Origin of the sequence: Amycolatopsis kentuckyensis (assembly GCF_041679295.1) — a bacterium.
Taxonomy (GTDB): Bacteria; Actinomycetota; Actinomycetes; order Mycobacteriales; family Pseudonocardiaceae; genus Amycolatopsis; species Amycolatopsis kentuckyensis_A.
On the sequence record NZ_JBGDMD010000001.1, the window covers coordinates 990,417 to 1,003,170 of the forward strand.

Sequence of the window (12,754 nt, forward strand, 5' to 3'; positions counted from 1 at the left end):
GGGTTGGAACACTGTTTCTCACTCACGACCGATGCCCAGCAGGTCGAGGAACGCCGTCGCCGCCGGGGTGGGGCTCGACTCCGCCCAGATCACGTACTCCACGCGGGCCGGGGCGTCCGTGATCTCGATCGTCGCCACCCCCGTCAACTGCGGCGCGAACCCCGACGGCAGCATCGCCACCCCCAGCCCCGGGCCGACCAGGCGCGGCACGTAGTCCGCGCTCGTCACCTCGTACGCCACCTCGCGGTCGAGGCCCGCCGCCGCGAACGCCTGGTCGGACTGCGCTCGCCCCGCCGTGCCCGGAGGCAGGTCGACGAACACCTCCGCCGCGAGGCGCTTCAAGCTGACCGTCGGTTCGCCGGCGAGGGGGTGGTCCGGCGCCACCACCGCGATCAGGTGGCCGCGGGCCAGCTCGCGGACCGCGACTCCGCGCGGGGTCGCCGTCGTGGGCAGGCCGAGGAACGCCACGTCGAGGCTGCCGTCGCGGACCTGCTCGATCAGGTCGTCGCTCGCCCCCACCCGCAGGCTGATGCGCACCTGCGCGTACCGGTCGTGGAACTCGCGGATCGCGGCCGGGACGTCGGCCGCGGTGACCGTCGGGATCAGGCCGACCGCCAGCCGCCCGCGGACCTCGCCCACCGCCGCCGCGACCTCGGCCGCCGCCCGCTCCGCCGCGGCCAGGCACTGGCGCGCCGACGGCAGGAACGCCTCGCCCGCCGGGGTCAGCCGGACCCGGCGGCTCGTCCGCTCGAACAGCCGCGCGCCGAGCTCGCGCTCGAGCCGCGCGACCTGGTGGCTGAGCGCCGACTGGACGACCAGGCAGCGCTCGGCGGCCCGGGTGAAGCTGTTCGTTTCGGCGATCGCGACGACGTACCGCAGCTGCTGGAGTTCCACCCATCCATCTTGAACCACGATCGCTGCGGTGACGAACATGTGTTGGACTCATCGATCGCCGTCCGGTGGAATTTCGGTATGACCAGCCAGCTCCTGCGGACGGACCCCCACCCGGTGGACGTCCCGCGCATCGCCCTCACCGCGGTCGCGCCGATGGTGTGGGGCACCACCTACCTCGTCACCACCGAGTTCCTCCCCGCCGGCCACCCGCTCTTCGCCGGCCTCCTGCGCGCCCTGCCCGCCGGGCTCGTCGCGCTCGCCCTGACCCGGACGCTGCCGCGCGGCGCCTGGTGGGGCAAGGCCGCCGCGCTCGGCGTGCTCAACATCGGCCTCTTCCTGCCGCTGCTGTTCGTCGCCGCGCAGCGCCTGCCCGGCGGCGTCGCCGCGACGCTGGGGGCCGCGCAGCCGCTCGTCGTCGCCGTCCTGTCCGTGCCCCTGCTGCGCCAACGCCTGTCGGGGTGGCGGCTCGGCTGGGGTGTGGCGGGCATGGCGGGTGTCGGCTTGGTCGTGCTCGGCCCGGCGGCGGCGTTCGACGGCGTCGGCGTCGCGGCCGGTCTCGGCGGCGCGGCCACCATGGCACTCGGCGTGACGCTGACCAAGCGCTGGGGACGGCCGGCAGGCGTCGGCCCGGCCGCGTTCGCCGGCTGGCAGCTCACCGCCGGCGGCCTCTTCCTGCTGCCGCTCACGGCCCTGTTCGAAGGTGCGCCACCGTCGATCGACGGCCGGGCCGCGCTCGGCTACCTCTGGCTGGGCCTGATCGGCGGGCTGCTCACCTACGCGCTGTGGTTCCGCGGCGTCACGACGCTGCCGGTCGCGTCGGTGGCCGTGCTGGGGCTGCTGTCCCCGCTGGTCGCGGCCGTCCTCGGCGCGGTCGTCCTGGACCAGACGCTCGGCCTGGTCCAGCTCGCCGGGTTCGCGCTCGCGCTGGCCGCGCTCGTCGCCGGCCAGCTCGCCACTCCGTCCGTCCGGAAAGGACAGTTGCGGTGAAGGTTGCGGTCGTCCTCGCTCGATTTCTCGGCTTGGTGCCGTTCGCCGGGTTCGCGCTCGTCGCCGGCCTGCTCCCGGCCCCGTCCGTCCGGAAAGGACAGTCCCGGTGAAGATCGCCGTCGTCGGCGCGGCCGGCATGGTCGGCTCCCGCGTCCTCACCGAAGCCGCCCGGCGCGGCCACGACCTCCTTGCGATCCTGCGGACGCGACGCCCGGTCGTTCTCCCACCCGGTGTCGGCACGGCCGAAGCCGACGCGGGCGATGCGGAGCGGATGGCCACGCTGTTCGCGGGCACCGACGCGGTCGTGGCCGCGGCCCGGCCGGCGCCGGGGCAAGAGCACACGGTCGGCGCGACGACGACCGCGCTGCTCGACGCGGCCGCCGAGGCGGGCACCCGCGTCCTCGTCGTCGGCGGTGCGGCGCCTTTGCGCGTCCCGGGCGGCGGGCTGGTCCTCGACGACCCGCGGTACGTCCCGCCGGAGTACCGCGCCATCGCCGCCGCGAGCGCCGCGCAGCTGGCCGTCTGCCGGGCGCACCCGGCCGCCGACTGGGTCTACCTCAGCCCGCCGGCGGTTCTGGAGCCGGGCGCCCGGACCGGCGGCTACCGCCGCGGCACGACGACGCTGCTGACCGGCCCCGGCGGCGAGTCCCGCATCTCGGCCGAAGACCTCGCGGCGGCCGTCGTCGACGAGCTCGAGCACGTCGGCGCGGACCGGCACTTCACGGTCGGCTACTGACCTTGGTCTCGCACCGCACCCGCGGGGCGGCCTCGGTCCCGGACGCGACGCAGTCGACGCCCCGGCCCGGCCCCGGCACGGGGTAGGCGAAGACGGTCGGCGCGTCGCGGTCGCGGCCGGCGGAGAACTCGACGACCGTCGGCCGCCACGATCCGGTGCCCTGCAGCACTTTCGAGTAGTACGCGGTGTGCGGGCCGATCGTGGTGCCCATGCCTTCGCCGTCGTCGTCCAGCTCGTGCACGGTCAGCACGTAGTCCCCGGCGGTGTACTTGCCCTGGCCCTCGTGCCCGGCTTCGGCCGGGGTCGCGCTGACGACCTCGGCCGCGACGGGGTCGGCGGCGGTGGCGATGACCGTGGCCCCGATCGCCACCACCGCGGCACCCGCGGCGACCGCGATGACCCCGACCCTCCTGGCTTTCCCGTCCATGACGATCAAGCTAGGCCGCCGGTGCCGGCCGGCACCTCGGCCGAAGGGACACCCGACCTCGTCCTTTCGGCCGAGGTCGAGGTCAGGGGTGGATCAGCTCGTAGGTCAGCAGGACCAGCGCGGTCCCGACCGGGCGGGCGCCGCTCAGCCGCGCCGGCTTGACGCCACCGGCTTCCGGGAACAGCCGTGCGCCCGTGCCGACGACGAACGGGTAGGTCATCAGCCGCAGCTCGTCGGCCAGGTCGTGCTCGAGCAGCGTGCGGACCAGCGTTCCGCTGCCGTACACCACGATCTCCCCGTCCACTTCCTCCTTCAGCTTCGCGACCTCCTTGACGACGTCGCCCGCCAGGACCGTGGCCTCGCCCCAGCCGGCGTCTTCGACGGCGGAGGAGGAGACGACGTACTTCGGCAGGGCCCGCAACCGGTCCGCCCACTCGCCGGTGCGGGACGCCCAGCCCCGGTCCAGGAAGTACGAGTGGGTCCGCCTGCCCATCAAGAGGGCCGCGGCGCCCACCGCCTCCGCGTATTCGACCTCGGCCCAGGCCGCGCGGTCGTCGTCGCCGATCCGGGTGAACCAGCGCGCGGACTCCTTGTCGCCGGTCGGGTCCTCGACGATCCCGTCGAGCGTGATGTTCTCGCTGATGATGATTTTTCCCATGCCGGGGCAGACGCCGCGACGGCCGGAAAGGGGTCGGCCGCCCCCTTCGCGTCTCCGGCGGCGTCCGTACAGGATGGAAGCGCGAGCAGGGAGACGAGGCCGGATGGGAACCGAACTGATCGGGCGGGCGCGGGCCGGGGACGGCGAGGCGTTCCGGGTGCTGACCGAGCCGCACCGCCGGGAGCTGCAGGTGCACTGCTACCGCATGCTCGGCTCGTTCCAGGACGCCGAAGACGCCCTGCAGGACACGTTGCTGTCCGCGTGGCGGGGCCTCGGCGGGTTCGACGGCCGCGCGTCGATCCGCACCTGGCTGTACCGGATCGCCACCAACCGCTGCCTCAGCGCGCTGCGCGCGGCCGGGAGGCGCCCGGCCAAGGCGTGGGACATCCCCGGCGTCGAACCGCCCGAACCGACGCGGCTCGGCGAAGTCGTCTGGCTCGAACCCTTTCCCGACGCGCTCCTGCCCGCACCGCCGGGTCCGGAGGCGCGCTACGAACAGCGCGAGTCCGTCTCGCTGGCGTTCGTGACGGCGCTGCAGCTCCTGCCGCCGCGCCAGCTGGCGGTGCTGGTGCTGCGCGATGTCCTCGGGTTCCCGGCGGGCGAGGTCGCCGCCATGCTGGACACGACGGTCGACTCGGTGAAGAGCGCCCTCAAACGGGCCCGGGCCGGGGTGCGGCGCCGGCCGCCCGGCGAACCGGCGCCCGCGCCCGGCTCACCCACCGAGCACGCGGTGGTGGCGAACTTCGTGCGGGCGTGGGAAACCGCCGACGTCGAGGCGCTGGTGGCCCTGCTGACCGACGACGTGTTCCTGGCGATGCCGCCGTTGCCGCTGGAGTACGAGGGCCGGGACGTCGCGGCCCGCTTCTGCGCCGGGCTGTTCGACGCGGGCCGCCGGTTTTCGCTCGTCCCCGCGCGCGCCAACGGCCAGCCGGCGTTCGGGGCCTACCTGCGCACGCCGTCCGGGGCCCGGCACGGCACCGGGTTGTACGTCCTCACCCTGGCCGGCGACCGGATCTGCGCCATGACCCGCTTCGAGAACAGCGTGCTCCCGGCGTTCGGCCTGCCGCGGTCGCTACCGGGATGAGCCCGTCAGCCCGGCAGCGTCCCGGGCAGCCCGAACGCCGGGAAGAGCCGCTCGTCCAGGAACACCACGATCCGGCCGATGGTCCCGCCGGCGGGCTCCAGGACGTGGATGCCGTGGCCGGCGAACGAGCCGTCCGCCCGTCTCGTGTAGCTGCCGATCGCCGGGAATCCGTTGGCGCTCGTCGGCAACGCGCGGCGGGGAGAGGTGAAGATCCGGCGCGTGTGGTGGTCCAGGACCGCGTCCCGGCCGTGGAACCACACCGCGATCGGCGGCATCTGGTACTCGACGTCCGAGCGCAGCAGCGCCGCGAGGCCCGCCGTGTCCGCGTCCTCGAACGCCTTCAGGTAGCGCCGCAGGACCTCGTCGTCCAGCGCCGGGTCGGGCCGCACCCGGTCCTCGACCGGCTGGTCGGCCGCCAGCGTCGCCCGGGCGCGCTGCAAGGCGCTGCGGGCCGCCGTCGTCGTCATGCCCAGCGTCGCGGCCGCCTCCGACACCGGGAAGCCGGCCACCTCCACGAGCATCAGCACCGCCCGCTGCCGCGCCGGCAGCCGCTGGAACGCCGCCACCACGGCGAGGCGTGTGCGGTCGCGCAGCGCGGCCAGGTCGGCGGGGTCGTCGCCGGCCGTCGGCAGCGGCTCCAGCCACGACACGGTGTCGATCCTCGGCAGTGCCCCGGCGGTCTCCGTTCCCGCGCCGAGCCCGGAGGGCAGCACCCGCCGCCGCGCGCTCTTCAGCACGTTGAGGCACGCGTTCGTGGCGATCCGGTACAGCCAGGTGCGCACCGACGAGCGTCCTTCGAAGGAGTCGAAGGCCTGCCACGCGCGCAACATCGTGTCCTGCACCAGGTCTTCGGCGTCCTGGAACGAGCCCAGCAGCCGGTAGCAGTGGGCGAGCAGCTCACGGCGGTACGGGTCCGCCAGCCGCCAGAAGTCCTCGTCAGACATCGGGTCCTCTCCTGTCCATGCCTGTGCGGACAACCCGGCGGCCCCGGATGCACCGGCGACGACGTCCACCACACGTACTCGACGTATGAACGCGGACATCACGAAGTTCAGCCTGCACGACCGGTACGCGTCTTAGCCGCTCAGGCCGGGACGACGTGCACGACCACCGCCGTCGCGTTGTCCCGGCCGCCCGCTTCTTCGGTGTCGGCCAGCAGCCGGGCGACCTTGCCGGCGGGCGACGCCGGCTCGGCGAGGACCTCCCGCACCCGCCGGTAGGGCACCTGGTCGGTGACGCCGTCGGTGCACAGCAGCAGGACGTCGCCCGGGCGCGGCGCGACGTTGAGCACGTCCGGCTCCGGGTGCGCGGGGTGGCCGACGTAGCGGGTCAGCTGGTAACGGGCCGCGTGCGCTTCGGGGGAGTCGAACGGGTACCAGCCGTTGACCGCCCCGAGCCACGCCATGGTGTGGTCGGTCGTCAGCTGTTCCAGCAGCCCGTCGCGCAGGCGGTAGCCGCGGGAGTCGCCGATCTGCGTGAGCCACAGGCCGGCGCCGGACGCCACCAGCGCCGTCAGGGTGCAGCCGGTCAAGCTGCCGATCCGCTCGCCGGCCGCGCCGACCCGCGCCTGGGCTTCGGCGATCGCCGCGCGCAGCAGCGGGGGATCGGCGGCGTCCCGGACCGGGCGGATCCGGTCCACGAACACCTCGACGGCCGTCCGGCCCGCCGCGCGGCTGCCTTCGCCGTCGCCCATCCCGTCGGCCAGCACCGCGAGCAGCGGCTCCTCGTCGAGGTGCACGACGTCGAAGTTGGCCGGGTACCGCTCGCCGGTGACGCTGCCGGCCGCCGCGCGAAGAACGTGTTCTGCCATGTCCGCATGATGCCCGATTCCGGTGAACGGGTGAATGGTACCCGCCGATCACTCGGTGAAACCGCCGCGGCCGACCCCGTGGAAATGCCATAAGCGCATTTCAAGCGTCCCGCCGAAAATTCCGGACACCCGACCGTCCGTCGACCGTGATCAATGAACGGTCATTGTGCCGGTGAATTTATTTCGGTTACACCAACCATCCTGCTTCACCCGATCGTGTATATGCGCGGGCGGTCATCCCGCGCGGATAGGCGGGCAGTGGTGATGGCGGTAGGGTCCCCGGCGACAAGGCAACTCGAACGGCTGATCGCTGCCGAAAGAAAGCAAAGAGGAATTGGATTTCGACGCACTGGCCGCTGAACTGCGCAATCTCCGGGACAGCGTCGCCGGGGTGACCGGCACGGTGCTCGCCGCGGTCGACGGGATACCCATCATCGCCGACGCGGACGACTACATCGATCCGGCGAAGATTTCCGCGCTCGCCGCCGCCGATCTCGGAATCGCGCGCCAAGCCGCCGAAATGACCGGGAAGGGCACGTTGAGCCAGACCGTGGTGTTCGGCAGCGAGGGCTACATGGCCGTCTACGCCGTCGGGCGGCTGGCACTGATGGTCGTCCTGGGGGACAAGGGCCTGAACGTCGGGCGCCTGCTCTTCGAGTCCCGGCCGGTCATCGACCGGATCGGCACGATCCTGGCTGCGTAGCGGACAAGCCTGTCCAAGGGAAGGAAGCAGCATGATGATGAACATCGATACCGCGCTGAAGGAAGCCATGTCGATCACCGGCGCCGTCGGCGTCGCGCTGGTCGACTACGAAAGCGGGATGTCGCTCGGCACCAGCGGTGGCGGCGAGTGGCTCGACCTGGAGGTCGCCGCCGCGGGCAACACCGAGGTCGTGCGGTCGAAGCTGCGGGTGATGTCCTCGCTCGCGCTCAACGACAGCATCGAGGACATCCTGATCACGTTGCACCGCCAGTACCACCTGATCCGGCTGATGAACTCGTCGCGGAACTCGCTGTTCCTGTACCTGGTGCTGGACCGGGAACGCGCGAACCTCGCCCTGGCCCGCCACTACCTGAAGCGCATCGAAGCCGACCTGCAGGTGTAGCTCGGGGAGGAGGAGACGATGACCGGAGGCGGCTCCCGCGCCGCACTCGTCATCGGCTCGGCGTTGATGCACGACCTCGGTTCCCTGTTCCCGGTGGCGATGACCCTCGCCGGCGAGGAACTGGCGTTCACCTTCGTGTCGTCCTGCCCCTCGCCCGACGCGGTCGAGGAGTGGGTCCGGTTGCGGTCGGGTGCCGTCGTGGCCGACCGCGTGCTGCGCTTCCACGTCGACGCGGACCGCCGGCGGATCCGCGTCGAACTGGCCGGATCGCCGGTCCGGGCCCTGGTCGTGCTCGCGGACGAGGTCACCGCGGCGTCGGTGAACGCCCCGCGGCTCGGCCGCTGGCAGGACCAGATGCCCTGCACGCTGCAGGTCGCGATGGACGAGCTCGCGCGGGTGCTGTCGCGCTGCCACCACCGCGCCGGCGGCGCCGAGCCGCTGATCGACCTCGACCTCGGCTACCGGCCGGACCGCGAGTACGAGATCCGCCTGGCGGGCGCGCACGAACGGGTGCGGCCCTTCATCGCCCCGGTCCGCCCGGTGCTGGCGATGCGCTGGCGCTCGACGACCTCGGCGCAGCGCAAGGCTTTCCTCGACGAGCTGCCGGACGGCGCGCCCGCCCGCGGCTGGCTCCGCCGTCGGCGCACCGTCCGGCTGATGGGCCTGGAGATGGAGGTTTCCCCCTGACCGCCGTGGCAGAGTGACGGGCATGCGGATCAGCGAAGACGACTACCTGTGGTTCGCCGGCCGCGCCCTCGACGGGATGACGGCGATCCTCACGGAGCTCGGTGACGAGCGGGCCAACCGCCGTCCCCCGCTGCCGGGGACGAACACGCCCTACGCGATCGTCACGCATTGCCTGGGCGTGCTCGAGTTCTGGATCGGCGCGCTGGTCGCCGGCCGCGCGGTGGAGCGCGACCGGGACGCCGAGTTCACCGCGTCGGGACCGGTGGCCGGGTTGGCCGGGCGGGTCGCGGCGGCGAAGGAGCGGCTGCGCGCCGATCTCGCCGTGGCCGACCCGGCCGCGCCCCTGCGGGCCCCGGCGCCGGCGAAGTACGCGGACACCCCGGCGGGCCGGACGCAGGGCGGGGCGCTCCAGCACGTGTTCGAAGAGCTGGCCCAGCACCACGGCCAGCTCGAGCTGACCCGCGATATTCTGCGCTAGAGCCGCCCGGCGTCAGTCCGGCCGCGGCGCGCCCGGGGAGCCGATCACGCCGGGTTCCGCGGCGCGGCCGGGTCGCTGCCCGCCAGCTCCGCCGGGTCGAAGTCCAGCGGCTGCCACCGGAACACCCCGGCCCCCTGGGCGTACGCCAGGTGCCCGCCGAGGGCGCCGCCCGCGCCCGCCGCCGTCAAGCCGAGAGCGCCCAGGAGCCTCCCCCGCACCGGGCGGCCGCGGCGGCGGGCCGCGTAGGACGCCCCGAACAGCGCGATCGCCACGGCGTTGCTCGCCGCGTGGACCAGGCCCACCCGGCGTTGCCGCACGTCGAGGTCCGCGTAGTCGGCCAAGCCGAGCACGATCGCCGGTGGGGCCGCCAGCAGGCCGGCCGCCACCAGCCGGCGCGCTTCCTCCTGACGGCCGGGCACCAGGTCGAACGCCGCCGCGCAGAGCCACGCGCCGATCGGGACCGTCACGGCGATCGGATGCAGCGGGTGCCCGAGCGCACGCCCGCGCAACAGCTTGCCGACGGTGCTCGCCGCCGGCCCGCGCAGGCGCCGGGTCAGTGCGGCCGCCGGCTTGTCGAGGGCCCCGGCGTGCTCGACCGCGTGCAGGGCCCGGTGTGGTGCGGGGGAGTTCATGCCCCGCGGCTACCCCGTCCGCCGCGGCTCAACCCGCTTCCCACGCCGCTCTCGCGTGGCTCACGAACTCGGCCCGGCTGCCCGCCGTGATCGCCCCGATCCGTGTGCGGTAGCAGTCCAGCACCGCCTCGAACCCGGTCGCGTGCAGGAAGTCGCGCACCGTGGGCCGGTCACCCGTCACCACCCGCAGGCGCGTGCTCGCCGCGCGGTCATGAGCAGCCCGCACTTCGCGGACGCCCGCGACCGACAGGAACGACAACTCGGACAGGTCCAGCACCAGCACTTCGGGTTCGCTCGCCAGAACCCGGGCGGCGGCCTGCCCGAGCTTCGGCGCCGTGCCCGCGTCCAGTTCGCCGGAGAGGACGAGGACGACGACGCCAGGCTCAGCCCGCGTCCGGAGCACCTGGAGCCGCTCCGGCTGAAAGGAACCGGTCATGGGCATGCACCGTCCTCGGACGACGAGACGAAGTACCTCATCGGCTACCCCCGGTGCCGGAACGGCAAACTGGCTCAGGCCCGCATCAGGATGAAGTCGCCGTGGCCGCCGTAGCCGAGGACGTCCTCCGCGTACTGCGTGCCGTCGAACGTGGGGAGCCACCAGCGGTTGCCGATCCGCACCAGCATCGGGTGCGGGATGTTCGTGCCGTACGGCGCGTTCAGCGTGCCCAGCTTGCGCAGCCGGAGGTCGTACACCGGGTACTCGCGGGCGTCGCCGTCGCTGGCGAACAGGTACCACTGTCCGCCCACCCGCTGCAGGATCGTGCCTTCCGTCTGGCCGACCGACGTGTCGGCGCCAAGCAGCGTCAGGCCGTGGTCGTAGTCGGCACCGCGCGGTGCCGCCGCGAGCGCGGGGTGGAACACGAACGATGGTTGCTGCGCGGGGCTTTCCACGAACGCGATGTGCCACCGCCCTTCGATCCGGGTCAGCGCCGGGTCCCACGAGCTGACGGTGGTCGGCAGCGGGAGCCGGCGCGTCGGCAGGACGTGCACGCCGGACAGCACGTTCTCCCGGGTGACGGTGTGCCGCACGTGGACGCCGGTGAAGGAGAAGTCGCCCCACGAGCTCATCAGCAGGATGAACCGGTCGTCGTCGACGACGATCTGGCCGGCGTGGTCGCCGAGCACGACGCCGTCGCGCGCGAAGAACAGCGTCGCGACCTGTTCCAGCTTCGTGGGATCCGCCAGGTCGAGCGTCCACACCGCCCAGTGCGCCTGCTGGAAGAAGCCGAGCCCCGCGTTGGTCATCGTCAGGTACAGCCTGCCGTCGCGGAGGTAGGGCCGGCCGTCGGCGTACTGCACGACGTGCGGGTCGCGCACGCCCGCCTGGCCGAAGTAGCCGGCCCGCACCCGGCCCAGCCGCGCCGGGCCGCGGCTGCCGTACGCGTAGCCGAGCTCGCCCAGCACCGCCGGGTCGCGCAGGTCGATCCGCGCGCGGACCTGGTCGCGTTCGGTCAGCAGCGGCCGCCAGCCGGTGCCCGTGTCGGCCAGCACCGTCACGGCGTTTTCGTTGACCACCACGGCGAAGCCGAACGCTCTCGGCAGGGCCGCCGCCGCGGTCTTGACGACGGCCGTGCCGCTCGCGGTGGTGATTTCGATGCCGGCCTGCCCCGCTGCGGGGTCGTAGGTGCCGAGCACCGAGACGCCGTTCCCGGCCAGCCCGGCGACGACGGGAGCGCCGGCGTCGAGCACATCGACGGTCACCGTCCCGTAGGGCGCTTTCGGCCGGACGCCGGTCTTGACGAGGGCGCCCGGCCGGGCGGCCGTGTCGACCTGGACGAACTTCGGGGCGATCAGGGCGAAGGGCCGGAACTGTTCCGTGACGGCGAACTCCAAGGAGAGCGGGTCGGGGCCGGCGGCTTCGGCGGTCCCGCCGAGCAGGCTCGCGGTCACCCCCGTCACCCCCAGCGCGGTGAGGGCACGCAGCACGTCGCGTCGATCGAAGTCGGTCACCTTTGACCTCCGGTGGGGACGGATCGGGTACCCCAGTTTGCGACGTGGCATGCCACGTTGCAACCGGCACCGGAGCCCGGCGCGGGGCATGCTGGACGCTGGCGGCAAAGGGAGGTACCGGGTGAGCGGACGGACGACCGAGGTGGCGTGCCCCCGGCCGCCGAGCCTGGCGACCGGGCCGGTCTACCTCGACTACAACGCCACCACGCCGGTCGATCCGCGCGTCACCGAAGCCGCGTTGCCGCACTGGACGGAGTTCTTCGGCAACCCGTCGAGCGACCACGCCTTCGGCGGCGAACCGCGCCGGGCGCTGGCCACCGCGCGGGCGCAGGTGGCGGACCTGATCGGCGCGCGGCCGCCGGAGATCGTGTTCACCGGGTCCGGGTCGGAGGCGAACCTGCTGGCCCTGCGCGGCGCGGTGCTCGCCGCGGACGCGCACCTCGTCGTCCAGGCGACCGAGCACCCGGCCGTGCTGGAGACCGCCCGCGCGCTCGGCCGGCTGCACGGCACCCGGGTCACCGTGCTGCCCGTCGACCACGACGGGCTGGTCTCTGTCGAGGCGCTGGACGCGGCGCTGCGGACCGGAGCGGGCCGCGCGGTCGTGTCGATCATGGCGGCGAACAACGAGACCGGCGCGATCCAGCCGGTCGCCGAACTGGCCGAGCTCGCGCACGCCCGCGGCGCGCTGGTGCACTGCGACGCCGCCCAGGCCTGCGGCAAGATCCCGGTGAACGTCGGCGCGCTCGGCGTCGACCTGCTGACGGTGGTCGGCCACAAGATGTACGCCCCGCGCGGCGCGGCCGCGCTCTTCGTGCGTGAAGGAGTGGCGCTGGAGCCGGTCGTCTACGGCGGCGGGCAGGAACGCGGCCTGCGGGCGGGCACCGAGAACGTCGCGCTGGCGGTGGCACTCGGCACCGCCGCCCGGCTCGCCGCGGCCGACTTGGCAGCGGGCCGGCTCGCCGCGTTGCGTGACGACCTGCATCGGCGGCTCGCCGCCGCGCTGCCGGGCCGGGTCCGGCTCAACGGCCCCGAGGCGGGCGTGCAGCGGTTGCCGAACACGCTCAACGTCAGCATCGACGGCGCCCGCGGCCACGACGTCCTGGCCGCCGCGCCGGAGATCGCGGCCTCGACGGGGTCGGCTTGCCACAGCGGGGTCCACACGCCGTCGCCGGTGCTGACGGCCATGGGGTTCGACGCGGACCGGGCCTTGGCCGCGATCCGGCTGTCGCTGGGGAGGTGGAGCACGGCGGCCGACGTCGACACCGCCGTGCGCGCGATCGGATCGGCCGTCGAGGGTCGGTGAGC

General features: G+C 73.6%; 16 protein-coding genes. 8 read left to right on the forward strand and 8 right to left on the reverse strand.

What is annotated here, in order from left to right; translation table 11 throughout:
* Positions 1 to 18: 18 nt before the first annotated feature.
* Positions 19 to 894 (reverse strand): LysR family transcriptional regulator, encoded by an 876-nt coding sequence (locus ACERZO_RS04570; RefSeq protein WP_372662127.1) that lies wholly within the window; start codon positions 892 to 894, stop codon positions 19 to 21.
* Positions 895 to 972: 78 nt separating this feature from the next.
* On the opposite strand from ACERZO_RS04570, the gene ACERZO_RS04575 reads away from it, so the two are divergent.
* Complete coding sequence (locus tag ACERZO_RS04575) at positions 973 to 1,881, forward strand: EamA family transporter (RefSeq protein ID WP_372662130.1); 909 nt, start codon at positions 973 to 975, stop codon at positions 1,879 to 1,881.
* Between the two features lie 106 nt (positions 1,882 to 1,987).
* Entirely contained in the window at positions 1,988 to 2,617 is a 630-nt protein-coding gene (locus ACERZO_RS04580) for an NAD(P)-dependent oxidoreductase (RefSeq protein WP_372662133.1), read from the forward strand.
* Here ACERZO_RS04580 and ACERZO_RS04585 read toward each other — a convergent pair.
* Together ACERZO_RS04585 and ACERZO_RS04590 are read right to left on the reverse strand one after the other, a co-directional pair.
* Entirely contained in the window at positions 2,601 to 3,044 is a 444-nt protein-coding gene (locus ACERZO_RS04585) for a hypothetical protein (protein WP_372662136.1), read from the reverse strand. The genes ACERZO_RS04580 and ACERZO_RS04585 overlap by 17 nt on opposite strands.
* 82 nt (positions 3,045 to 3,126) lie before the next feature.
* Positions 3,127 to 3,702 (reverse strand): dihydrofolate reductase family protein, encoded by a 576-nt coding sequence (locus ACERZO_RS04590; RefSeq protein WP_372662139.1) that lies wholly within the window; start codon positions 3,700 to 3,702, stop codon positions 3,127 to 3,129.
* Between the two features lie 103 nt (positions 3,703 to 3,805).
* Here ACERZO_RS04590 and ACERZO_RS04595 point away from each other — a divergent pair, with 103 nt between their 5' ends.
* Positions 3,806 to 4,786: a sigma-70 family RNA polymerase sigma factor gene (locus tag ACERZO_RS04595; protein WP_372662142.1), complete on the forward strand. Its 981-nt coding sequence runs from the start codon at positions 3,806 to 3,808 to the stop codon at positions 4,784 to 4,786.
* Positions 4,787 to 4,791: 5 nt separating this feature from the next.
* Here the strand turns inward: ACERZO_RS04595 and ACERZO_RS04600 are convergent, their stop codons facing one another.
* Together ACERZO_RS04600 and ACERZO_RS04605 are read right to left on the reverse strand one after the other, a co-directional pair.
* Positions 4,792 to 5,829, reverse strand: coding sequence for an RNA polymerase subunit sigma-70 (locus tag ACERZO_RS04600; protein ID WP_372662950.1), 1,038 nt, complete (start codon positions 5,827 to 5,829; stop codon positions 4,792 to 4,794).
* A gap of 41 nt (positions 5,830 to 5,870) precedes the next feature.
* Positions 5,871 to 6,596, reverse strand: coding sequence for a PP2C family protein-serine/threonine phosphatase (locus tag ACERZO_RS04605; protein WP_372662145.1), 726 nt, complete (start codon positions 6,594 to 6,596; stop codon positions 5,871 to 5,873).
* A 334-nt stretch (positions 6,597 to 6,930) separates the two neighbouring features.
* Between ACERZO_RS04605 and ACERZO_RS04610 the strand changes: the two genes are divergently transcribed.
* Genes ACERZO_RS04610 through ACERZO_RS04625 form a run of 4 tightly spaced genes read left to right on the forward strand, consistent with a single transcriptional unit; the run spans position 6,931 to position 8,867 of the window.
* Positions 6,931 to 7,299 carry a roadblock/LC7 domain-containing protein gene (locus tag ACERZO_RS04610; protein WP_372662148.1) on the forward strand — a complete coding sequence of 123 codons (369 nt, stop codon included), beginning with the start codon at positions 6,931 to 6,933 and terminating at the stop codon, positions 7,297 to 7,299.
* A 37-nt stretch (positions 7,300 to 7,336) separates the two neighbouring features.
* Positions 7,337 to 7,702, forward strand: a complete 366-nt coding sequence (locus ACERZO_RS04615) for a hypothetical protein (RefSeq protein ID WP_372662953.1) — start codon at positions 7,337 to 7,339, stop codon at positions 7,700 to 7,702.
* Positions 7,703 to 7,720: 18 nt separating this feature from the next.
* Positions 7,721 to 8,389 (forward strand): hypothetical protein, encoded by a 669-nt coding sequence (locus ACERZO_RS04620; RefSeq protein WP_372662151.1) that lies wholly within the window; start codon positions 7,721 to 7,723, stop codon positions 8,387 to 8,389.
* 22 nt (positions 8,390 to 8,411) lie between these two features.
* The gene (locus ACERZO_RS04625) at positions 8,412 to 8,867 is read left to right on the forward strand and encodes a DinB family protein (RefSeq protein WP_372662154.1); all 456 of its coding nucleotides are present in this window, start codon (positions 8,412 to 8,414) and stop codon (positions 8,865 to 8,867) included.
* Positions 8,868 to 8,911: 44 nt separating this feature from the next.
* Here ACERZO_RS04625 and ACERZO_RS04630 read toward each other — a convergent pair whose 3' ends face one another.
* From ACERZO_RS04630 to ACERZO_RS04640, 3 genes are all read right to left on the reverse strand, one after another.
* The gene (locus tag ACERZO_RS04630) at positions 8,912 to 9,499 is read right to left on the reverse strand and encodes a DUF2231 domain-containing protein (protein ID WP_372662157.1); all 588 of its coding nucleotides are present in this window, start codon (positions 9,497 to 9,499) and stop codon (positions 8,912 to 8,914) included.
* A 28-nt stretch (positions 9,500 to 9,527) separates the two neighbouring features.
* Positions 9,528 to 9,935, reverse strand: a complete 408-nt coding sequence (locus ACERZO_RS04635; RefSeq protein WP_372662160.1) for an STAS domain-containing protein — start codon at positions 9,933 to 9,935, stop codon at positions 9,528 to 9,530.
* 74 nt (positions 9,936 to 10,009) lie between these two features.
* Positions 10,010 to 11,449 (reverse strand): hypothetical protein, encoded by a 1,440-nt coding sequence (locus ACERZO_RS04640; protein ID WP_372662164.1) that lies wholly within the window; start codon positions 11,447 to 11,449, stop codon positions 10,010 to 10,012.
* A gap of 121 nt (positions 11,450 to 11,570) precedes the next feature.
* On the opposite strand from ACERZO_RS04640, the gene ACERZO_RS04645 reads away from it, so the two are divergent.
* Positions 11,571 to 12,752 (forward strand): cysteine desulfurase family protein, encoded by a 1,182-nt coding sequence (locus ACERZO_RS04645; RefSeq protein ID WP_372662167.1) that lies wholly within the window; start codon positions 11,571 to 11,573, stop codon positions 12,750 to 12,752.
* Positions 12,753 to 12,754: the final 2 nt, after the last annotated feature.

Coding starts and splice junctions, on each gene's coding strand:
- ACERZO_RS04635 (WP_372662160.1), bottom strand. CDS start 9,935: ATGACCGGTTCCTTTCAGCCGGAGCGGCTCCAGGTGCTCCGGACGCGG.
- ACERZO_RS04620 (WP_372662151.1), top strand. CDS start 7,721: ATGACCGGAGGCGGCTCCCGCGCCGCACTCGTCATCGGCTCGGCGTTG.
- ACERZO_RS04615 (WP_372662953.1), top strand. CDS start 7,337: ATGAACATCGATACCGCGCTGAAGGAAGCCATGTCGATCACCGGCGCC.
- ACERZO_RS04595 (WP_372662142.1), top strand. CDS start 3,806: ATGGGAACCGAACTGATCGGGCGGGCGCGGGCCGGGGACGGCGAGGCG.
- ACERZO_RS04600 (WP_372662950.1), bottom strand. CDS start 5,829: ATGTCCGCGTTCATACGTCGAGTACGTGTGGTGGACGTCGTCGCCGGT.
- ACERZO_RS04585 (WP_372662136.1), bottom strand. CDS start 3,044: ATGGACGGGAAAGCCAGGAGGGTCGGGGTCATCGCGGTCGCCGCGGGT.
- ACERZO_RS04625 (WP_372662154.1), top strand. CDS start 8,412: ATGCGGATCAGCGAAGACGACTACCTGTGGTTCGCCGGCCGCGCCCTC.
- ACERZO_RS04605 (WP_372662145.1), bottom strand. CDS start 6,596: ATGGCAGAACACGTTCTTCGCGCGGCGGCCGGCAGCGTCACCGGCGAG.
- ACERZO_RS04590 (WP_372662139.1), bottom strand. CDS start 3,702: ATGGGAAAAATCATCATCAGCGAGAACATCACGCTCGACGGGATCGTC.
- ACERZO_RS04630 (WP_372662157.1), bottom strand. CDS start 9,499: ATGAACTCCCCCGCACCACACCGGGCCCTGCACGCGGTCGAGCACGCC.
- ACERZO_RS04575 (WP_372662130.1), top strand. CDS start 973: ATGACCAGCCAGCTCCTGCGGACGGACCCCCACCCGGTGGACGTCCCG.